Below are 20,099 nucleotides of genomic sequence, written 5' to 3' on the forward strand. Positions count from 1 at the left end.
GTCGGGATATCCTCGGGTGTGCCAGTTGATCACCGTGCCGCCCATGCCGTCGGCTCAAGCGCGCCGTCGGGAGGCATGTGCGCGCTGCACGACTCGGGGGCCTGCCACTCCTGCCCGTGGATGGGCGTGGCGCTGCCCGATCAGGTGGCGGCCAAGCAGGGCGCTGTCGTCCAGCGCCTGGGCGCGCGTGTTCCCGACGCCGCCTGGGAGCCCCCGGCCATGAGCGAGCCCTCGCGCTTCCGCAACAAGGCGAAGATGGCGGTCAGCGGGACGGCGGGCGCGCCGGTCCTGGGCCTGGCGGATCGCTGGGGCGGCGCCGTCGACCTGCGCTCCTGCCCTCTCCATGTGCCGGTGATCGAGGAGGCCCTGCCGGTGCTCGCCGGGTTCATCGGCGAGGCCGGGCTGGAGCCGTACTCGATCCCCGAGCGGCGGGGCGAGCTCAAGCACCTGCTGGTCACCGCCTCGCCGGACGGCGATCTCATGGTCCGCTTCGTCCTGCGCTCCGAGCGCCTTGTGGGGCGCCTGCGCGACGGGATGGCGCGCCTGCGCGAGCTCCTGCCGACGCTCGCCGTGGCCAGCGCGAATATCCAGCCCGTCCATCAGGCGATCCTGGAGGGCACGGAGGAGATCGTGCTCACCGAGGAGGACCGCCTGCTCATGCGGCTATCGCTGCCGAGCGGCTCGGGGCCGAGCGAGCTGGCGCTCTACCTGCCGACGCGCTCCTTCTTCCAGACGAATACCGCCGTGGCTGAGGCGTTGTACTCGACGGCCCGCGACTGGACGGCCGACTCCCCCGATGGCGCGGGACCGGCACGGCGAATGTGGGACCTGTTCTGCGGAGTGGGCGGTTTCGCACTGGCGCTCGCGGGAGCATCGAGTCAGGGCAGGGAACCCGGGCCGAGCGCGCTCGGGGTGGAGATCTCGTCGTCGGCGATCGACGGCGCGCGGGCCTCGGCGGCGCTGACGGGACTGCCCGCTGATCGGGTTCGGTTCGAGGCGGGCGATGCCCACGTGCTCGACCCCTCGGCAGCGCGCGAACTGGGCGGGCTCCCGGATCTTCTCGTCGTCAACCCGCCCAGGCGCGGGATCGGGGAGGAGCTGGCGGGGCGGATCGAGGCCTCGGGGGTGGCGCGGGTGCTGTACTCCTCGTGCAATCCGGCGACGCTCGCCGTCGATCTCGCGAGGATGCCGTCGCTGGGGGTGCGCCGCGCGCGCCTGTTCGACATGTTCCCGCACACCTCGCACGCCGAGGTGCTCGTCGAGCTCGCGCGCTGAGGCGGTGCCACCCGTCCTGCGCGGTGCTGCCTGCCCCAGCGGTGCCATCTGCACCGAGCAGTGCGTCCTGCACGCACCAGTCGGTGTTTTCCGCACCAGTCGGCGCGAAACGCACCAGTCGGCATCGCGATCGACGTCGCCCCGCCGATATCTGCCCGATCTCATAGAAGCCTCCCATCGATGCGCGGCAATGGCCGCAGTGGATCGGGAACCACAGGGCGGCGTCACGCCCATCCCACACCCGCTCCAGTGGACGTGCTGCCGGTAGTCGTCGGAGAAGTCGCACTCTCAGTCCTATGAGCACAGCCCAAGTAAGCCCCGCCCGATTCACCGCCCCGCCGGCGCCTGTCATCGTGATCGCCAAGGAGACGTCGGCCCTGGACAACGGTCCCCGGCACCCCGAGCGGATCAATGGCCTGATACGGATCGCCTCGGGCATCTACACGGAGGCGGCCGCCTGGGAGACGATGCTGCCGCGAGAGCGACACGAGGTTCTCATCGAGGCGGTGAGACGCACCGAGCAGGGCACCATCCTGATCGGGGCCTCGGCCGCGGTCGTCCACGGCCTGCCAATCGTCGGAATTCGGCTGGACCGGGTGGAAGCGCTGCGCGTGTCGGGCCAGCGGGGGACGACGTCATTGCTGCGCCGCCACCAGCGGGAGGGGCTGACGGGCGTCTCGGAGCACCACGGCCTCCTCCTGCCGTCGGTCGCGGACACCGTCATCGATATCGCTCGCTGGGGCGGTCTCATCCCGGGCGTGTGCGCGATGGATGCCGCCCTCCATGAGGAGCTGTGCGTCTGGGAGGAGATCCGCGAGGCGCTGGAGCGGCTCCCGGCCGGCAGCCGGGGAGTGCGGACCGCTCGCACCGCCCTCGGCCTGGCCGATGAGCGCTCCGAGTCGCCGGGCGAGTCCGTGTCGCGGGTGCGCCAATGGCAGGGGCGCTTGCCGCGACCGGTCCTGCAGTACGTGCTGGACGTCGGTGGCCGGGTGATCCGCGTCGACTTCTTCTGGGCCTCGATCAACCTGGTCGGCGAGTACGACGGCAGGATCAAATACGACGCCGCGTCCTTCGGGAAGGACCCGCGAGCGGTGCTGCTCGATGAGAAGGACCGGCAGAACGACCTCGAGGACCTGTACGGCGTCAAGGTACGGCGGTGGCGCTGGGCCGACGCGTGGTACCACGACGGCGCGGCGATGATCGAGCGCCTGGTCAGGGCTGGCCTGGAGCAGATGCCCGAGCCATGGCCGCTGCGCGCCTGACCCCGGCGGCGCTATCCGAGCGGCGCCATCCACACCCAGTGGTGCGTCCTGCCCGCACCGGTCGGTGTTTTCCGCACCAGTCGGCGCGAAAAGCGCTAGCCGACGCTCAGCGCTACTCAGCGCTGCTCAGCGCTACTCAGCGCAGCTCGGTCAGGGCGCGTCGCACGGCGGTGATGCGCTCCTGGATCTCAGCGGCCAGCGCGGGGATCTCCAGATCGCGGACGGCCCCCGCCAAGTCCGCCAGGTCGCGCGCCTCGGGGAAGCCATCCCCGATGAGGGCCGCCGCCCTACGCGCCGCCTCGCCCTCCCCCGCGCCCGCCGCGGCGGCCTCGGCCAGGAGCTCGGTGAGCGGCTCCCGCGTGGCCGCGAGCTCCTCGGCGACGGCGTCGAGCTCCCCGCCGACGAGCTCTCGCCGGGCCTCCAGGAGGGCCCGATGGTCGGTGAGTCGCGAGATGCCCTCGTTCAGGGCGCTCGTCAGCTCCTCGAGGGAGCCGACGGCGTCGTTCTCGGCCACGTCATCATCCCCGGCGAGGATCTGGGCCGCGAAGAAGCCCGAGGCGAGGTTGTGCAGGCGCATGAGGGCGATGGCGAAGCGCACGGAGTAGGCGTCGCCGCGCAGCTCGGAGACCTGCCCGGCCAGCGGCCGGAGCTCCTCGGCGCATTCCAGGACGAGGGCGTCGACCCTCTGGTAACGCTCCTCGAAGCCCTGAGCCCCGGCGCCCGCGCCCTCCCCGGGCCGCGCCGCGCCGTGGCGCGCGACCTCATCCCGCGTGGCCCGCAGGGCGGCGCGCAACTCGGCCAGCCTCGTCGAGAGCGCCTGGATGTCGGTGGCGCGGCGCTCCAGGAGGCGCACGAGGCGGGCGAGCTCGTCGAGGAGGGCGAGGTGGCCACTAGTGGCCCCCTCGATCGCGTGCATCTCCGCCAGCACGCGGGCCACCGGCCCCTCAGCCCCCTCCGCGCTCGGGATGCCGACCCCGGCGGCCACGAGCGCGGCCACCTCGGAGGCCACGGCCCGCCGGGTGAAGTCCACGGTGGACTCGTACCCCAGCGCCTCCAACTCGCGCCCCAGCGCCGCCTGTCCCGCGGCCGCGACCTCCCGGCGGGTGGAGCCGCCCGCGGCCGAGGCCGCCTCGACCTCCCTCACGCGGCCGTAGGCCCGCTCGAAGGCGTCACGCTGCTCGATGAGCTGGGGGAGGGTGCGGATGGACAGGTAGCCGCTGCCCGAGGGGACGATGGTGGCGAAGACCCGGTATCGCCCGCCGTCGGAGGCCCGGTTGGTGATGTAGGCGCTTGCCGCGTGGCCGGCCTCGATGTCCTCCCACACCCCGCGGAAGAGCCCGGCGGGCATGGCGGCGTGGCGCACCACGTTGTGGGCCCGGCCCACGAGCGCCCCGCGCGGGTAGCCGGACAGCCTCATGAAGATCGAGTTGGCACGGCGGATGCGGCCGGCCGCGTCGGTGGTGGAGAAGAAGATCTCGTGGGCCTCGAAGGCGCGCTCCGGGGCGGGCGGCGCGCCGCCCCCGGCCGGATCGCTCAGCCCAGTCGCCTGGGTCGGCTCGGTGCGCTCGGTCATGGCGGGGCCTCCTCCGGCTGGATGCTCGTCCCAACGGTGCCGCGCTGGGTCTCCCGAGACTACTCCCGATCCTGACGCCGTGCGCCCATCCTGTCCCCGCCCCGGGCCATCGCCGCTAGGCTCAGGGCATTCGCGCCGGCCCTCACGCGGCGCGCGTCCCACGGCAGTCACGCAGAGAGGCACCACGATGGCCACCGAGATCGTCACCCAGGCCGGACCCGAGCTCGTCGAGGCGATGGAGCGCCTCATCCCCCAGCTCTCCCGAAGCGCCCCCGCGCTCACCGCCGAGCAGTGCGAGGCTCTTCTGGCTCAGGACGGCGTCTACCTCTTCGCCTTTCGCCCGGACTCCCCGGCCGGGGCAGGCCCCGCCCCGATCCTGGGCATGCTGACCCTGGCGACCTTCACGATCCCCACGGGTCTGCGGGCCTGGGTGGAGGACGTCGTCGTCGACGCCGAGGCGCGCGGGCAGGGCGCCGGCAGGCAGCTCGTCGAGGCGGCGGTCGCCCACGCCCAGGAGCTCGGGGCCCGCACCGTCGACCTCACCTCGCGCCCATCCCGAGAGGCGGCCAACCGCCTCTACCAGCGCTGCGGCTTCGAGCTGCGCGAGACCAACGTGTACCGCCACAGCGCCCCCAAGAACTGAGCCCTCTGAAGGTCGCGCTCGGCACCCGCGGCAGTCGGATCCCGCCCCAGAGGCGCCCCGCCCCGGTCCGGGGCGGGGCGCCTCATCGCTCCAACGAGCGGAAGGGCAGGGCTCGCCGCTCAGATCCCCGGCTCAGTTCTCCGGGAAGGGGCGCACGACCTCGCCGACCATTCCGTCCCAGCCGTAACCGACGGTGATGTGCTGGATGCGCGCGGGCCTGCCCATCCAGTCGGTGTGGACCACCTGATCGCCGCCGAGGTAGATGGCCACGTGCGTGATCGTCCCCGAGCCGTTGACGTAGAAGATGAGGTCACCGCGCTGACGCTGGGACAGCGGGATGTGCTGCATCCTGGGGTGGCGGAAGAGTTCCTGCGAGGTGCGGTAATCCGGCCAGGCGTGCCGGTGGGCGTTGATGGGCTGGGGGTCGAGGCCGCCGGCGTAGAGGGACTGCAGGACCAGGCCGGAGCAGTCGTAGCCGAGGGCGTAGGGCCCGGCCCCGCCCCAGGTGTAGCTCGATCCGATCTGGTCCTGCGCGTAACCGATCATCGCCTCGATGCGCTCGGAGCGGGTGGCGCTCAGGCGGATGGGGGTGGCGTGGTAGTCCTCGATGGCGAACCAGTCATAGCCGGTTCCCAGGGCGTCCCAGGTGGCCTTGTCGACAACGCCCGTGGGCGGTAGCCCGGCACGGCTCTGAAAGTTGGCGACGGTGGACATGAGGGCGTCGTCCACCGAGGCGAGCTTCGAGGGGCTCCACAGGCCCAGCGACTGCTGCACGATCCTCACCTTGACGCCGTTCATCCCCCTGGTGAGGTTATTGCTGGCGCCATTGAGCGGGGTGATGGTCTTGGTGGGCTGGAGGAACCACGACGGCGCCCAGTAGGCCCACCAGGCCCCGGAGTCGTAGAACCAGTAGGTCTTGCCGTCGATGCTCCGGCTGCCGGTGGTCATGATGCCGCTGGAGGGGTCCATGTAGTACCACTCGTCAAGGCCGAGCCACCCGGTGGCCATGGCCCCGGTGGAGGGGGCGTAGTAGCGCCAGCCGTCGGCGTGCTTGATCCATCCGAGCGCCATGGCGCCATCGGCGTCGAGGAAGTAGCGCGCCCCGCCCACGATGAGGCTGCCTGTGCGCATGACGCCGCTGGAGGCGTCGAGGTAGTACCAGTGCCCGCGATCCTCGATCCAACCGGTGTACTGGGTGCCGGATTCGCGGTTGTAGTGCCAGCCGGCGTCGTCCTTCCACCAGCCGGTGCGCATGTAGCCCTCGGCGTCGAAGCAGTAGATGGCGTAGTTGATGGGAGCGCACTGGGAGGAGGGGAAGGTGCCGTCGGGGTTCCTCCACCACCAGCGCCAGCCAGCCCTGACCCACGCGCCGGCGGAGCTGAAGGACAAGGGCTCGGCGGCGGCCCGGAGGGCCTCCGGCTGGGGGCCCTCGGCTGCGGGCGCGGCCGCCTGAGGATCGATCGCTGGCGCCGACGGCGATCCGCCCGCGTCGGGCTGGCGCTCCGCGGGGGTGGGGCCCAGGCGGTTGTCGGCTCCCGAGGCGGAGTCGCTGGGGGATGGCGCCGCCCCCGGGTCATCGACGGCGCCCGCCTGCGCGGCGAGGGGGAGGGCGAGGGCGGCGGCGAGGCCAGCGGCCGCGAGGCGGCGGGCAGTGCTCCGTTTCCAGTGCATGGCTTCTTCTCTCGTGGGGAGGGGCGCTTCATCGCCCCGGCTGTGGGGTTCTGCGGTATTCGGATCGGGGCAGGGGGCCCGCCAGGGGCGTGGGGCGGGTCAGAAGACCACCGGCCAGGTCGACAGGCAGCCGGTGAGGGCGATCTGCGCCTTGGCGCGGGAGTCAGCGGCGGCCTGGTACTCGGGGTTGGGCGTCGGGGTCCGCCCGGACTTGATGTCGTCCTCGGCCTGAGCGGCGTCCGCGTACTCGGCGATCTCGCCGCCCGAGAGCCTGCCGCTCACGCTCACGTAGGTGTCCAGGGATGCCAGGGCGGAGGTGGCCGTCGGGTCGGAGCCGGCGGCGTCGGCCAGCTGGCCCCGGTAGGTCGACGCGAGCACTCCGGCGAAGGACTCCCATGCCCTCTGCTTGGCCACGGGATCCCTCGAGTCGGCGAGCGCCGTGTACCGCTGCCCCTCGGGGGTCTCGGCCAGGGCCTTCGTGACAGCGCCGTCCATCGCCGCGCACTGCGCGGAAGCGGTGACGGCGGCGAGCGGGGCGGGGGTCGAGGTAGCGGTGCGCAGCTCGGTGGGCAGCCCCGCGCCGGGCTGCTCGGCGCTGGCGGACGCCGCCGTGGCCGCGGCGCTGGGGTCGGCGGCGGGCGTGGAACCGGAGCATCCGGCCAATCCGGCGACGGCGATGAGCGCCGTCACCGCGGCCCGAGTGGCCGTGCTGGGGAGCGGGGTGATCCAGCGGCGAGTCATGCGGCCAGGGTATCAAGGAGATGACAGCCATCACACCTCAGGGGACCGGTGCGGCCTGGCCAAGGAGGCCGTCGATGAGCTCGGCCATGGAGCCGACCACGCGCTCGCAGGCCCGGCTCACCTCGGGCGGGGCCCAGGGCAGGGTGATGGGGTGGTCCGCGAGGGCGTGCATGGAGACGTCGTTGTAGGAGTCCCCGAGCGTCCACACCTCGAGGCCCTCGGAGGCCCGGATGGGCGCCAAGGGGCCGGCGAGGAGCTCGGCGAGCCCACCCCCCTTGGAGGAGCCGGTCGGCACGATGTCGAGGAACTCCAGGTTGCGGTGGCACTCGATCCCCGCCCCCCAGCGCTCGACGGCCTCGATCTCGATGCGCTCGCGCAGGAAGTCGTCGGTGACGCGCAGCGGAACTCCGATGAAGCGGTGCTCACCCATCCGCGTGGCGCTCATGGGCTCGAAGACCTGGAGGATGGGGGAGGTGTCGTCGTTGTTGTCAGCCAGGACGTAGTCCTGCGTGATCGTGGTGGCGTAGGTGGTCACGCCGGGCAGACCGGCGGTGTCCTCGACGATGGCGCGGGCGACCCCGTCGGGGAGGTAGCGGGCCGCGAGGAGCCGGTAGTCGCCGTCGATGAGGACGGCGCCGGTGAAGACGATGCCGTAGTCGAAGCGCACGCCTTCGGGCTCCAGGACGCCGCGCGCGGCGAAGATGGATTTTCCGGTGTCGATGGCGAGCAGGTTGCCGGCGGCTCGCCAGCGCGCCATGGCCTCGCGGTCGGCCTGGGCCACGCCGCGGTTGAAGATGATGGTGGAGTCGAGGTCTGTGACGATGAGGCGGCGCATGGGCCCTCCATCGGGCTTCTGGCTGGGCTGGCGGATCTCAGGGCTATCGGGCCTGGCGCGGGCGACGACGCCCGTGCGCGCGAGGGGCGCGGGAGCGGCGCTCCACGCGCCCCTCGCAGCCTAGGGCATGGGGGCCGGTTCCCGGCTCAGCCGAGGAGGCCCGTCCAGGCGCCGAGGATGCCGACGACGAACAGGCCCAGGATGATCCACAGCGCGTTGACCTTCTTGTTGAGCAGCCACATGCACAGGAAGGTCAGGCCCAGCGCGGCCACTCCCGGCAGCAGCTGGTCGAGGATCATCTGCAGCGTCGTGTCGGTGACGATGCCAGTGCCCCTGTCCTCGACCGACGCGACCACGGCCGGGAAGTTGATCGTCGTCCACTTCGAGACCAGGGCGCCCATGACGAACAGGCCCATGACGGCGGCCATCTGGGTGATCTTCTTGAGCTGGCCGCCGCCGACCTCGGTGACCATCGCGGTGCCACGCTCATAGCCGAGCTTGAGCCCGTACCAGCGCGTGGCCACGCGCAGGACGTTGATGCCCAGGAAGAACAGCAGCGGCCCCACGATGGAGCCGTCGAGCGCCAGCGAGGCGCCCAGGGCCGCGAGGACGGGCCGGGCGGTTCCCCAGAAGATGGGGTCACCGACTCCGGCGAGCGGCCCCATGAGGCCGATCTTGACGTTGGTGATGGTGTCGTCGCCGATGGGCTCGCCCTTGGCGCGCTGCTCCTCCATGGCGGCGGTGATGCCGAAGACGACGGAGGACACCCATGGGTGGGTGTTGTAGAACTCCAGGTGGCGCTCGAGAGCGGCGGCCTGCGCGGCCTTGTCACCCTTGTAGACCTTCTTGATCGCGGGCATGAGGGTGAAGCAGAAGCCCATCGCCTGCATGCGCTCGAAGTTGAAGGAGCCCAGGAGCGTCGTCGAGCGCCAGTACATGGACCGCAAGTCCCTGTTGGTCAGGGAGCGCTGCGGCACGGCTGTCGTGGTGGAAGTCATGATCACGTTCTCCATTCAGTCAGTCGAGCTCGTCGTCGAGGTCATCGTCCGCGCAGGCACCGCCACCGGCGGGCGCGGGCGCCGCCTGGGGCGCGGGCGCCGGCTTGGCGAACTCAGGGTTGAGCTGGGTGTAGATGACGGCGAGGCAGGCGCCCACGATGCCCAGGCCCACGAGCGTCACTCCTGTCGGCATGACCTGGAGGACCCAGTTCGCCATGTCCCCGGCGCCCTGGGGGTCGGAGGCGGAGCCCTTACCGGCGATCGTCGTGGCGAAGGTGGCGAAGACGAAGCCCAGGAAGAAGAAGGGCATGAGCTTGCGCGCCTTCATCATGTTGATGACCATCGCGTATCCGACGACGACGATGAACCCACCGGCAATCCCCAGCCCCTTGGTGATGACCTCGGGGATGGCGTCCAGCGCCTTGTTGACGGCGTCGCCGGAGGCCAGCGCCGCGACGATCGCAGTGGGGACAGCCACGCGCAGGCCCTGGAGGCCCAGGGCGGTGAAGTGCATGGCCACGATGCCCCGGTAGTTGGCGTGCTTGGCGTATCGATCGGCTTGATGGGCGAAGAACACCGCGATTGTTCGCACGAAGATCGTCAGGGCCTGGCCGGCGACGGCCAGTGGGACGGCGACGCTGATAGCGGCATCGATGGCGGCCTTGGTACCGCCGTCGCCGTCCATGGAGGCGACGGCGATGACAGTGGAGATGGTCGAGGCCAGGGCCGCGTCGGGGGCCATGGCGGCGCCGACGTTCAGCCAGCCCAGCGCGATCAGCTCCAGGGTGCCCCCGACGACGATGCCGACGGTGGGCTGGCCCAGGGCGAGTCCCGTCAGAGTGCAGGCGACGAGGGGGCGGTGGAACTGACGCTCGTCGAGGACGCTCCCCAGCCCCGCGACGAAGGCGACGACGGTGACCAGGATGATCTGGATCGTGGAGATGTCATGCATGGAAGAACCTTTCGCATGGGCTCAGCGCGAGGACGGACTCACAGCAGCCCCTTCGACTTGAGGGTGGGCATGAGGTCGGAACGACCAGTGGTGGGGACCTGCTGGATGTACTGGGGGATGCCGCGCGAGTCGATCTCGGCGAAGGCGGCGACATCCTCAGGGGAGGCGTAGACGGCCTGGGAGACCTGTGAGGTCCCCTGCTTGAAGGTCATGCCACCCACGTTGACCTCGCCGGCCTCGATCCCGAGGTCGAGGAGCCGGACGATGTCCGCAGGCGTCTCGACGACGATGATGGCCTTGAGAGCGGCGTACTTGGGGTTCTTGTAGACCCGCCCCGCCTTCTCCACTCCCAGGACGTGGACCTTCACCTTGCCACCGCCGGTCTGAAGGAGGAGGGACTTGCGCAGCTCGTCGTTGGCGGCGCTGTCCGAGACCGCGAGGATGGCCTCGGCACCCAGGGAGCCCGCCCAGTTGTTGGCGACCTGTCCGTGAACCAGGCGGGAATCGATTCGCAGGAGCTTGATGTCCATCAGAGCTCGTCTCCTTCGTCGTCAGGGGTGGTGGGGGTGGTGGGGGCGTACTCCTCGGAGAGGATCTTGATGCCGGTCTTGCCGGCGGTGCGGGCGACCTCGACGAGCTCGAGCAGGTCCGCGCCGGCCATGCGGCGGGCGAGGACCTCGACGAGCATGGGCAGATTGGCGCCGGAGACGACGTCGGCGCCGGGGCGCTCCGCCGCGAAGCGCGCCGCGGCGTTGTAGGGGCTCCCGCCGAAGAGGTCGCACAGGATGAGGTGCTGCTCGGACGGCGAGGCCTCAACGGCCGCGGCGTACTTGGCGAGGAGGTCGTCGGGCCCCTCCGATTGCTCGAAGGTGACGGCGACGACGTCGTCGCTCGGGCCGACGATCATGGCGGAGGAGCCGAGCAGTCCCTCCGCCATGCGCCCATGAGCAGCGATGATCACGGATACCACGGATAACCGCCTTCCAGTCGGGCCGACGGCGAGCGGGCCCGACGTCGGCAAACGATGTGGCGACAGGGACAATAGGCGCTCTGACAGGCCAATAGAGCTCGATGAGACCCGGTAGCACCGGAGATAACCTGCGTTAGCAACGCACGAGCCCGAGCGTTAGCAATGAGATGCCCACCACATCCTCGATATCGCGTGGCCCACACGAGACATCCGCTAACGCAGGCGCTAATCATGATCTTCATCACATTCGCGCCGATCCAACCGCCCCCCTCGCCGAGACCGGTCGAAAACAGGAGCGAGACCGGTCGAAAACAGCAACGAGACCGGTTCGCGGACCAGCCTCGCCCCCACCTGTGGTGCGTCAGGACATCCGAGACGGTGCTGCGATGGTTAGGGGCGGTTGGCGAAGGAGCCAAGAAGACGCGCTCGGCGGTGCCGCCGGGGGCGGCGGCCCAGGCATGGGCGAGGGCGCCCCCTCCCGGGCCCGGCGAGGCCGGCAGGTGCTGCACACGCTCTGGCAGTCGGCCGGGGCGCGGGCGAAGCGGTGCCGGCAGCGGTGAGGAGCTTGCCCCAAGAGATCTCGTCCGGCCCACCACCCCGACCCTCGACCCAGGACGCTCCGGGGCATCTGAGACACCACCAGCGCCTCATATGTCCTGACAAATCGCGACGAGAAGCGGAACCGATCCACTATCCACAGGCGGTGCTGCGCGTTGGCATCGGCCCTCATCTGTGGATGCCGGACCGGTCTCGCTCATATTTTCGACCGGTCTCGGCGCCGGGGGCGGGCGGAGGCGGAGGACTAGGACCGGGGGACGTTGCGCTCGAGCTCGGCGATCCAGGCGGCGCCGCTCGCGTCGGAGGGCATGCGCCAGTCCCCGCGGGGGGACAGCGATCCCCCGGCAACGACCTTCGGGCCGTTGGGCAGGGTCGAGCGCTTGAACTGGTTGGCGAAGAAGCGCTTGAGGAACAGCAGCTCCCAGCGCCGGATCTCCGGCAGCGCGTAGGCGACCCGATCCGCCTCGGGCAGGCCCCGCGGCCAATCGCCCTCGGAGGCGTTGGACCACGCCTTCTCCGCCAGGAAGGCGATCCGGCTGGGCCGCGAGCCCCTGCGCAGCACGTGCCACAGGGTGAAGTCCTGGAGGGCGTAGGGGCCGATCCGCGACTGGGTGGACTGCATGGGCTCGTCCTGGCTGCCGGGAACCAGCTCCGGGCTGATCTCGGTGTCGAGGATGGACAGCAGCGTGCGCCCGACGGCGTCGTCGAAGACCCGCTCGGCCACCACCCAGCGGATGAGGTGCTGGATGAGGGTCTTGGGGATCCCGGCGTTCACCCCGTAGTGCGCCATGTGGTCGCCCACGCCGAAGGTGCACCAGCCCAGCGCCAGCTCGGAGAGGTCCCCCGTCCCCAGAACGATCCCGCCACGGGCGTTGGCGATGCGGAACAGGAAGTCGGTGCGCAGCCCGGCCTGGACGTTCTCGAAGGTGACGTCGTAGACCTCGGGACCGCGCTCGCCGCGCCCGTAGGGGTGGCCCATCTCGGTGAGCATCTGCGTGGCGGTGGGGCGGATGTCGAGCTCGGAGAAGGCGCAGCCGAGCCCGACGGCGAGGTCCTCGGCGTTGCGGCGGGTGGTGGCGCTCGTGGCGAAGCCGGGCATCGTGTAGGCCAGGATGTCGGAGCGGGGACGGCCCAGGCGGTCCATGGCGCGGGCGGCCACGATGAGCGCCTGGGTGGAGTCGAGCCCCCCCGAGACGCCGATGACGATCCTGGGGTTGCCGATGGCGCGCAGGCGCTGGACGAGCGCCTCGACCTGGATGGAGTAGGCCTCGTAGCAGTCCTGCGCCAGGCGCGCCGGGTCATCGGGCACGAAGGGGAAGCGGTCCACGCGCCGCCGCAGCCCGATATCCGTCCGAGGCGCGCGCAGATCAGCGGCCGGGATCTCGACGCGCTCGAAGGCCCTGGGGTTGGTGAACGAGGCGGGACCCCGGGCGTCCGCGCCGCCGGCGGCGCGCGCCAGGGTGCGGGCGTTGTCCTCGAAGGTCCCCTGACGCAGGCGCTCGGCGCACACCCCCTCGATATCGACGTCGGCGATGGTGGCGCGCGGCCCGTCCGGGAAACGCTCGGAGGAGCCGAGCAGCTCGCCGTTCTCGTAGATCATGGTCTGGCCGTCCCAGGCCAGGTCCGTGCTCGACTCGCCCTGCCCGGCGGCCGCGTAGACGTAGGCGGCCAGGCCCCGGGCCGAGGAGGAGCGCGCCAGGAGGTGGCGGTCCTCGGCGCGGCCGACGGTGATCGGCGAGGAGGAGATGTTGAGCAGCACCGTGGCGCCCGCGAGCGCGGCGACGGACGACGGCGGGACGGGCACCCACATGTCCTCGCAGACCTCCACGTGGAAGGTGAGGCCGGGGACGTCGACGACGTCGAAGAGCAGGTTGGGGCCGAAGGGCACGGTCGCGTCAGCGGTTCCCGCGCCCCCCGGGCCCCGCACCCCCCGCAGGCGCGCGCGGCGCTGGTCGGCCCCGGGGGCGTCGCCGGCGGCGAAGTGCCGGGCCTCGTAGAACTCGCGGTAGGTGGGCAGGTAGGACTTGGGGGCGACGCCGCGCACGGCCCCTCCGGCGATGACGACGGCGCAGTTGAACAGGCGGTTGCCCACGCGGATCGGGGCCCCGATGACGATCGCCGGGAGAAAGTCCTCGCTCGCGGCCCGGATAGTCTCGATGGCGGCGAGCGCCTCATCGAGGAGGACGTCGGCGTGGAGGAGGTCGTCGATGGCGTAACCGGTAAGGCACAGCTCGGGGAAGGCCGCGAGGCAGACGCCGTCCTCCCCGAGCGCCCGGGCCTGGTCGATGATGGCGGCGGCGTTCTTGTCCGGGTCCCCGGGAACGACGGGCAGGGTGACGGCGGCGACGCGCGCGAACCCCTGGTCGTAGGCGGAGCGAAAGGCGATGCTCGGGAGGTCGGCGGCCTCGTCCCGCGGGGCCGCCGAGTCCTGGGTGTCCTGGGTTGCCATGCCCCGATCCTGCCATGCGCCCGCCATGTTCCTGCCACGTTCCTGCCCCGCTCCGACGCCGACCCTAACCCGCCCAGCCCGCCGCCCGCCCTAGTTAGGCCCTCCGGGCCCGCGGCTCCTGCGACCGGGCCTCAGATGGAGGCGCGGCGCACGAGCCGCCCTGGCAGCAGGGTCTGGACGGGCACGCTCTCGCCCCTCAGCATGGCCGCCAGGCGCTCGACGCCGACCCTTCCCATCTCCTCGAAGGGAAGCGCCACGCAGGTCAGGCCGGGGCGGAGCTGCACGGGGGCGAGGTCCTCGTCGTCGATGCCGATGATGGCGACGTCGTCGCGCACGCGCAGGCCGCGCTCGCGCACGGCGTCGTAGGCGCCGATCGCCATCCTGTTGTTGCCGCACAGGAGGGCGGTCGTCCACGGGTGGGCGTCGAGGAGCTGGCCCGCGGCCCGGTAGCCGCCCTGGACGGTGCCGTACCCGACGGCGGTGGCAACGCCATCCCAGTCGATCCCGGCGCGCGTGAAGCTGGCCCGGTAGCCATCGCGCCGGGGCTGGGCGCCGACGTCGGCCCCGGAGACCTCGATGACGCCGATGTCCCGGTGCTCCCCGGTCAGGAGCGCATCGGCCTCGAGACCGGCGATGCGCTCCTCATCGGGGCGGACACTGGGCCGCCCACTGTCCGATGACTGGCAGTTGACGAGGATCGTGGGGATGTCGCGGGCCTCGGCCGGCACGGCGACCTGGGCGCCACTGGCGCGCGCCTGGAGGACGGCGCCCACCCGGTGCTCCAGGAGCGAGGCGACTGCGCGGCGGTCGTCCTCCGCGCGCCCCGTGGTGGGGACGAGGAGCAAGGGCATTCCCTCACGAAGGGCGGCGTCCTGCATGCCGCGGATGATGGAGGAGGCCTGCGGGCCGGTGAGGATGTCGGTGACCACGCCCAGGGCGCTGCTGGACCGGGGGTGGGCGAGGCGCGCCGTCCCCCGCGGCCGGTAGTCGAGCTCCTTCGCGGCCCGAAGGACCCTCGCCCGCGTGGCCTGGGGGATGCGCGAGTCCGGACGGTCGTTGAGGACGAAGGAGACGGTGGTCCGCGACACCCCGGCGGCGCTCGCGATATCCGCCATCGTCGCCCGGCGCTCAGTACGGCTCACGGGCGGGCCTCCTCCCGGATCGATGCTCCGTCCCCACGATGCCACAGGAAGGCCCCGCGGGCGCGCGCCGCGCGCTACGCTCATGGGGTGGCTGCCACAGTTCCCCCCTCCCGCCCGGGCTTCACGATCCGAGCGGTCCTGTGGGACATGGATGGCACTCTCATGGACTCCCAACCGTTCTGGGACGAGGCCTTCGTCGCCCGCACCCGCGAGGCCGGGGGCGCTCCCACCCCGGGGATCGTGGAGCGCCTCACCGGAGCGTCCATCGAGACGGCGCGGCGGCTCATCGCCGAGACGGGCGCCGTCCCCGACTGGACGGACCCCGCCGCCGGGGAAGCTCTTCACCGCCATCGCCGACGACGTCGAGGCGCGCGTGGCGGCCTCCCCTCCCCTGCTCCCCGGCGCGGAGCGGATCACCTCAGCCTTGGCGCTGGTCGGGGTCGCGCAGGCGATCGTGTCCGCCTCCCCCCGCCGGATCGTCGAGAGCGTGGCGCGCGCCCTCGGGGACGTGTTCGCCGTGACCGTCACGGGGGACGACGGCGCGGGCGCCAAGCCTGACCCCCTCCCCTACGCCACGGCGGTCGAGCGACTCGGCATGGCTCCCGCGGAGTGCGTCGTCGTGGAGGACTCGGCGACGGGCGTGGCCTCGGCCCGCACCAATGGGATCCATGTGGTCCAGATCGGCGCGGCCAAGGTGTTCCCCGCCGATCCCGGGCTCGTCGTCGTGCCCGCCCTGGCCTCGGTGACGCCCCACACACTCCTGTGGGAGGAATGGTGGAACGCCCCCACTGGTGGTATTGGCACCGCGCCCCCGTCGGATCAGCGCCGCGCGGCGCGATGACCACCGCTGAGCGCCCCCGCCCCGCCCGGCCCCACGAGCCCCTCCCCTGCCCCCGGCCGGTGCCGGCGGGCACCCGGGTCGTGCTGGGCCACCGGGGCGCCCCCTCCCTCGCCCCGGAGAACACGCTCGCCTCGATCCGCCGCGCGGCGCGGGCGGGGGCCTCCTGGGTGGAGATCGACGTGGATGTCATCGGCGATGGAACGCCCATCGTCATCCACGACTCCGCCCTGGACCGCACCACCGACCGCACGGGCCCCTACTACGCCCTGTCCCGCAAGGACCTGGAGGGCATCGACGCCGGCTCGTGGTTCATCGCTGAGGACGGCTCGCGCCCGTACACCGGTGAGCCCCTGCCGACGCTCGGGCAGGCGCTGGGGGCGATCGCCGCCGAGGGCCTGAGCGTCAACGTGGAGATGAAGCCCTGCGAGGCAGGCGCGCGAGCCTGCGCTGATCTCGTCGACGCCGTCGCGGAGCGCCTGGACCAATTGGCCTCCTGCGCGCCGAGCAGCCAGGTGGTGGTCTCCTCCTTCAAGCCGCTGCTCCTGGAGCGGATGGCCTGGCGCCGCCCCGCCACTCGGCTCGCGCTCCTCATGGAGGCCGGGATGCCGGCCGGGGACTGGCGCAGCCGGGCGGAGATGCTGGGGGTTGAGGCGGTCAACCCCGCGGACGAGGGCCTGGAGAGGGCACTGGTCGAGGAGATCCGCGCCCTGGGCTACGGGGTCAATGTCTGGACCGTCAATTCGCCCGAGCGCGCCGAGGAGCTCTTCTCGTGGGGCGCCTCAGGCATATTCACCGACCGGGTCCACGAGCTCGGACGTCTCGTTATGGAAATGTGATCCCATGGGCGCCAAGGCTACGATCTGGCGATTCTCCGCCGTTTTGAACAGACCGGAGCTCGGCGCGATCCCATTCCAGGACAGCTTCTGAGCCCTGAATGTGCTTCGCGGGGATCAAGTCGCATATGATGACGCCGTCGGGAAACGCCCCGGCACGAGGAGATCAGGGACTCCGATGACATGCCGCGGCGTTCGGGACTCGCGCGATTCAGGGACCGCGCCCCCGTACCCGACCGGGGCCCCGCACCGTGCTGAGGTGCGGGGCCCCTTTTTCATCCCTCACGGACGACACATGTGAAAACGGGCATATGACACCCACGTTCTTCAGGAACGCCTCTCACATCAATAGTTACAGAAAAATAACATCCTGAAATGGGGTCCGACTTTAGTGGGATCCACCATCCTTACGACCCTCCGCCATACATGGTTGACACCCAGGATCACCCACGATCTATACCCCCACAGGTATCCGGTCTTCGTTCGCCCGCTCTCTTTGCGGGGTGCGGGGAGAGGCGCCCTGAGCGCTATGCGCGAGGGCGCGCCCGAGCTTTTCCTAATCGGGCGCGCCCTCGCGATTCGTTGCTCTTATGCAAGCGGCGCCGCTGGGGCGCTTGACGCGCTTGGCGCGCGCCCCTCGCCCACGGCGCGCAGGGCCAGGCCTGCGGCCGGGCCGTCGAGGCTGAGATCGACGACGACCTCCTGGCCGTCCAGGACCTCCCCGGCCAGGATGAGCCTGGCCAGGCGGTCCCCGATCTCCCGCTGAACGAGGCGGCGCAGAGGCCGCGCCCCGAAGGCGGGGTCGTAGCCCTCGTCGGCCAGCCACTGGCGGGCGGCGTCGGTGACGGTGAGCGCAAGGCGCCGGTCCGCCAGGCGCTCGGCCATCCGGGCGAGCTGGATATCGACGATCCGGCCCAACTCCTCCTTGGTGAGCGGGTCGAAGACGAGGGTGTCGTCGAGCCGGTTGAGGAACTCAGGCTTGAAGTGGGAGCGGACCCGCGTCATGACCTCGTCGCGCCTCTCGTCGGGGCTGAGCAGCGGATCAATGAGGAACTGCGAGCCCAGGTTGGAGGTGAGCACCAGGATCGCGTTGCGGAAGTCCGCGGTGCGCCCCTGCCCATCGGTCAGGCGCCCGTCGTCAAGCACCTGGAGGAGCAGGTCGAAGACCTCGGGATGGGCCTTCTCCACCTCATCGAGCAGGACCACGGAGTAGGGGCGACGCCGCACCGCCTCGGTCAGCTGACCGCCCTCCTCGTAGCCCACGTACCCGGGAGGGGCGCCGACGAGCCGGGCCACCGAGTGCTTCTCCGAGTACTCGGACATGTCGATGCGCACGATGGCGCGCTCGTCATCGAAGAGGAAGTCCGCGAGGGACTTCGCCAGCTCGGTCTTCCCCACCCCCGTGGGGCCCAGGAACAGGAAGGAGGCGGTGGGGCGGTCCGGGTCGGACACGCCGGCCCGCGAGCGCCGCACGGCATCGCACACGGCGGCGACGGCGGCCCTCTGGCCGATGAGCCTCTCCCCGATGGCGTCCTCCATGTGGAGGAGCTTGGCGGACTCGCCCTGGAACAGGCGCCCCACGGGGATGCCGGTCCAGGCGGCGACCACCTCCGCGATCTCGGCGGCGCCGACCTTCTCAGCGATCATCGGCTCAGCCGCCGCCGCGGCGTCTCGCGCGACGCCGTCAGGGCCGGCGACGGCGGAGGCGGACTCGGCGGCCTCGGCCTGGCGGATCTGCTCCTCCAGGGAGGGCATCTCGCCGTAGCGCAGGCGGCCGGCCTCCTCGAAGCGGCCCTCGCGCTCAGCGAGGTCGGCCTTGGTGCGCAGCTCGTCGAGAGCGGCGCGCAGCTCGCCGATGCGGTTGTGGCCGGCCTTCTCGGCCTCCCAGCGGGCGGTCAGCCCAGCGAGCTCCTCGGAGGCGTCGGCGAGCTCGGCGCGCAGGCGCTCAAGGCGCTCGCGGTCAGCGGCGGCCTCGGCGGAGTCCGCGCCGCCGCCCGCGGGAAAGCCATCCCCGCCGTCGGCCCCGAGGGACTCAGCGAGGTAGGACTCCTCCATGCGCATGCGGTCCACACGGCGGCGCAGGGCGTCGATCTCCTCGGGACTGGAGTCGAGCTCCATGCGCAGGCGGGAGGCAGCCTCGTCGACAAGGTCGATGGCCTTGTCGGGCAGCTGGCGGCCGGTGATATAGCGGTCGGACAGGGCGGCGGCGGCCACGAGGGCGCCGTCGGAGATCGTCACCTGGTGATGGGCCTCGTACTTGGGGGCGATGCCGCGCAGGATGGCGACGGTGTCGGCCACGCTGGGCTCGTCGACGAGGACCTGCTGGAAGCGGCGCTCGAGGGCGGGGTCCTTCTCGATGCGCTCGCGGTACTCGTCGAGCGTCGTGGCGCCGACGAGCCGGAGCTCGCCGCGGGCGAGCATGGGCTTGAGCATGTTGCCGGCGTCCATGGAGGAATCGGCGCCCGAGCCCGCTCCCACGACAGTGTGCAGCTCATCGATGAAGGTGACGACCTCGCCGTCGGAGTCCTTGATCTCGGCCAGGACGGCCTTGAGGCGCTCCTCGAACTCGCCGCGGTACTTGGCGCCGGCCACCATCCCGGCCAGGTCGAGGGAGATGAGGCGCTTGCCGCGCAGCGAGTCAGGGACGTCGCCAGCGACGATGCGCTGGGCGAGACCCTCGACGACGGCGGTCTTGCCCACGCCGGGCTCGCCGATGAGGACGGGGTTGTTCTTGGTGCGCCGGGACAGGACCTGCACGAGGCGGCGGATCTCGGCGTCGCGGCCGATGACGGGGTCGAGCTTGCCCTCGCGGGCGGCCTCAGTGAGGTCGGAGCCGTATTTCTCGAGGGTCTTGTAGGTGCCCTCGGGATTGGGGGAGGTGACGCGGGCGCCACCACGCAGGGCGGGCAGGGCCTCACGCAGGGCGTCGGGGGCGGCGCCCTCGGCGCGCAGGAGCGAGGCGACGGGGTCGCCGGGGTTGCCGGCGGCCAGTCCGATGAGCAGCATCTCAGCGGAGATGTAGTCGTCCCCGGCGGCCTTGGCCTCGCCGGCGGCCGCCTCGAGGGCGGCGAGGAGGGCCCGCGAGGGCTGGGGCTGGGAGACGGTGGAGCCCGAGGAGGCGGGCAGGGAGGTGAGGATGCGGCGGCAGGCCGCGCCGATGCGCTGCCGCCGGGCGGGGTCCGCGTCGACGGCGGTGAGCAGGGCCAGGGCCGTGGAGTCCTCGGAGCCGAGGAGCTCGGCGAGCAGGTGGGCCGTGTCGACCTGGGGGTTGCCGGCGGCGGCGGCCGCCTGCATCGCCCCGGAGATCGCCTCCTGGGAGCGAGTGGTGTAGTTGGTGTCCATATGGTTCTCCTTGG

Annotated in this window: 15 protein-coding genes and 1 pseudogene; 5 read left to right on the forward strand and 11 right to left on the reverse strand. The window is 71.6% G+C overall.

All coding sequences use genetic code 11. The features are described 5' to 3' along the window. Positions 1-75 precede the first annotated feature (75 nt). Both ABXS69_RS10270 and ABXS69_RS10275 read left to right on the forward strand, forming a co-directional pair. Entirely contained in the window at positions 76-1,275 is a 1,200-nt protein-coding gene (locus tag ABXS69_RS10270; RefSeq protein WP_366180551.1) for a methyltransferase domain-containing protein, read from the forward strand. 296 nt (positions 1,276-1,571) lie between these two features. Beyond that, entirely contained in the window at positions 1,572-2,537 is a 966-nt protein-coding gene (locus ABXS69_RS10275) for a hypothetical protein (RefSeq protein ID WP_366180552.1), read from the forward strand. A 136-nt stretch (positions 2,538-2,673) separates the two neighbouring features. Here the strand turns inward: ABXS69_RS10275 and ABXS69_RS10280 are convergent, their stop codons facing one another. Beyond that, positions 2,674-4,110: a chemotaxis protein gene (locus ABXS69_RS10280; protein WP_366180553.1), complete on the reverse strand. Its 1,437-nt coding sequence runs from the start codon at positions 4,108-4,110 to the stop codon at positions 2,674-2,676. 187 nt (positions 4,111-4,297) lie between these two features. On the opposite strand from ABXS69_RS10280, the gene ABXS69_RS10285 reads away from it, so the two are divergent. Then, the gene (locus tag ABXS69_RS10285; protein WP_366180554.1) at positions 4,298-4,753 is read left to right on the forward strand and encodes a GNAT family N-acetyltransferase; all 456 of its coding nucleotides are present in this window, start codon (positions 4,298-4,300) and stop codon (positions 4,751-4,753) included. A gap of 132 nt (positions 4,754-4,885) precedes the next feature. On the opposite strand, the gene ABXS69_RS10290 is transcribed toward ABXS69_RS10285, so the two are convergent. The 9 genes from ABXS69_RS10290 to ABXS69_RS10330 form a co-directional block, all read right to left on the reverse strand. Next, positions 4,886-6,424: an NlpC/P60 family protein gene (locus ABXS69_RS10290; protein WP_366180555.1), complete on the reverse strand. Its 1,539-nt coding sequence runs from the start codon at positions 6,422-6,424 to the stop codon at positions 4,886-4,888. Between the two features lie 99 nt (positions 6,425-6,523). After that, positions 6,524-7,165: a hypothetical protein gene (locus ABXS69_RS10295; RefSeq protein ID WP_366180556.1), complete on the reverse strand. Its 642-nt coding sequence runs from the start codon at positions 7,163-7,165 to the stop codon at positions 6,524-6,526. A gap of 37 nt (positions 7,166-7,202) precedes the next feature. Then, on the reverse strand, positions 7,203-8,000 hold the full coding sequence (locus ABXS69_RS10300) for an HAD hydrolase family protein (protein WP_366180557.1): 798 nt from the start codon (positions 7,998-8,000) through the stop codon (positions 7,203-7,205). Between the two features lie 146 nt (positions 8,001-8,146). After that, positions 8,147-8,998: a PTS system mannose/fructose/sorbose family transporter subunit IID gene (locus ABXS69_RS10305; RefSeq protein WP_366180558.1), complete on the reverse strand. Its 852-nt coding sequence runs from the start codon at positions 8,996-8,998 to the stop codon at positions 8,147-8,149. 19 nt (positions 8,999-9,017) lie between these two features. Next, positions 9,018-9,950: a PTS mannose/fructose/sorbose transporter subunit IIC gene (locus tag ABXS69_RS10310; protein ID WP_366180559.1), complete on the reverse strand. Its 933-nt coding sequence runs from the start codon at positions 9,948-9,950 to the stop codon at positions 9,018-9,020. A gap of 38 nt (positions 9,951-9,988) precedes the next feature. Further along, complete coding sequence (locus ABXS69_RS10315; protein ID WP_366180560.1) at positions 9,989-10,480, reverse strand: PTS sugar transporter subunit IIB; 492 nt, start codon at positions 10,478-10,480, stop codon at positions 9,989-9,991. Beyond that, positions 10,480-10,920, reverse strand: coding sequence for a PTS sugar transporter subunit IIA (locus ABXS69_RS10320; protein ID WP_366180561.1), 441 nt, complete (start codon positions 10,918-10,920; stop codon positions 10,480-10,482). Before ABXS69_RS10320 ends, ABXS69_RS10315 begins: the two co-directional genes overlap by 1 nt. A gap of 802 nt (positions 10,921-11,722) precedes the next feature. After that, on the reverse strand, positions 11,723-13,927 hold the full coding sequence (locus ABXS69_RS10325; RefSeq protein WP_366180562.1) for an NAD(+) synthase: 2,205 nt from the start codon (positions 13,925-13,927) through the stop codon (positions 11,723-11,725). A gap of 131 nt (positions 13,928-14,058) precedes the next feature. Next, positions 14,059-15,069 carry a LacI family DNA-binding transcriptional regulator gene (locus ABXS69_RS10330; RefSeq protein WP_366180563.1) on the reverse strand — a complete coding sequence of 337 codons (1,011 nt, stop codon included), beginning with the start codon at positions 15,067-15,069 and terminating at the stop codon, positions 14,059-14,061. Between the two features lie 147 nt (positions 15,070-15,216). On the opposite strand from ABXS69_RS10330, the pseudogene ABXS69_RS10335 reads away from it, so the two are divergent. Continuing rightward, positions 15,217-15,910 (forward strand): annotated as a pseudogene (locus ABXS69_RS10335) (HAD family phosphatase). Further along, positions 15,907-16,746 carry a glycerophosphodiester phosphodiesterase family protein gene (locus tag ABXS69_RS10340; RefSeq protein ID WP_366180564.1) on the forward strand — a complete coding sequence of 280 codons (840 nt, stop codon included), beginning with the start codon at positions 15,907-15,909 and terminating at the stop codon, positions 16,744-16,746. Before ABXS69_RS10335 ends, ABXS69_RS10340 begins: the two are co-directional and overlap by 4 nt. Positions 16,747-17,331: 585 nt before the next feature. On the opposite strand, the gene ABXS69_RS10345 is transcribed toward ABXS69_RS10340, so the two are convergent. Continuing rightward, positions 17,332-20,085 carry an AAA family ATPase gene (locus ABXS69_RS10345; RefSeq protein WP_366180565.1) on the reverse strand — a complete coding sequence of 918 codons (2,754 nt, stop codon included), beginning with the start codon at positions 20,083-20,085 and terminating at the stop codon, positions 17,332-17,334. Positions 20,086-20,099 lie beyond the last annotated feature (14 nt).

The organism is Actinomyces timonensis (genome assembly GCF_040702965.1).
Taxonomy (GTDB): domain Bacteria; phylum Actinomycetota; class Actinomycetes; order Actinomycetales; family Actinomycetaceae; genus Actinomyces; species Actinomyces timonensis_A.

Bases quoted from the DNA above. Each gene is read 5' to 3' on its own strand.
- ABXS69_RS10270 (WP_366180551.1), top strand. From the start codon at position 76: ATGTGCGCGCTGCACGACTCGGGGGCCTGCCACTCCTGCCCGTGGATG.
- ABXS69_RS10275 (WP_366180552.1), top strand. From the start codon at position 1,572: ATGAGCACAGCCCAAGTAAGCCCCGCCCGATTCACCGCCCCGCCGGCG.
- ABXS69_RS10280 (WP_366180553.1), bottom strand. From the start codon at position 4,110: ATGACCGAGCGCACCGAGCCGACCCAGGCGACTGGGCTGAGCGATCCG.
- ABXS69_RS10285 (WP_366180554.1), top strand. From the start codon at position 4,298: ATGGCCACCGAGATCGTCACCCAGGCCGGACCCGAGCTCGTCGAGGCG.
- ABXS69_RS10290 (WP_366180555.1), bottom strand. From the start codon at position 6,424: ATGCACTGGAAACGGAGCACTGCCCGCCGCCTCGCGGCCGCTGGCCTC.
- ABXS69_RS10295 (WP_366180556.1), bottom strand. From the start codon at position 7,165: ATGACTCGCCGCTGGATCACCCCGCTCCCCAGCACGGCCACTCGGGCC.
- ABXS69_RS10300 (WP_366180557.1), bottom strand. From the start codon at position 8,000: ATGCGCCGCCTCATCGTCACAGACCTCGACTCCACCATCATCTTCAAC.
- ABXS69_RS10305 (WP_366180558.1), bottom strand. From the start codon at position 8,998: ATGACTTCCACCACGACAGCCGTGCCGCAGCGCTCCCTGACCAACAGG.
- ABXS69_RS10310 (WP_366180559.1), bottom strand. From the start codon at position 9,950: ATGCATGACATCTCCACGATCCAGATCATCCTGGTCACCGTCGTCGCC.
- ABXS69_RS10315 (WP_366180560.1), bottom strand. From the start codon at position 10,480: ATGGACATCAAGCTCCTGCGAATCGATTCCCGCCTGGTTCACGGACAG.
- ABXS69_RS10325 (WP_366180562.1), bottom strand. From the start codon at position 13,927: ATGGCAACCCAGGACACCCAGGACTCGGCGGCCCCGCGGGACGAGGCC.
- ABXS69_RS10340 (WP_366180564.1), top strand. From the start codon at position 15,907: ATGACCACCGCTGAGCGCCCCCGCCCCGCCCGGCCCCACGAGCCCCTC.
- ABXS69_RS10345 (WP_366180565.1), bottom strand. From the start codon at position 20,085: ATGGACACCAACTACACCACTCGCTCCCAGGAGGCGATCTCCGGGGCG.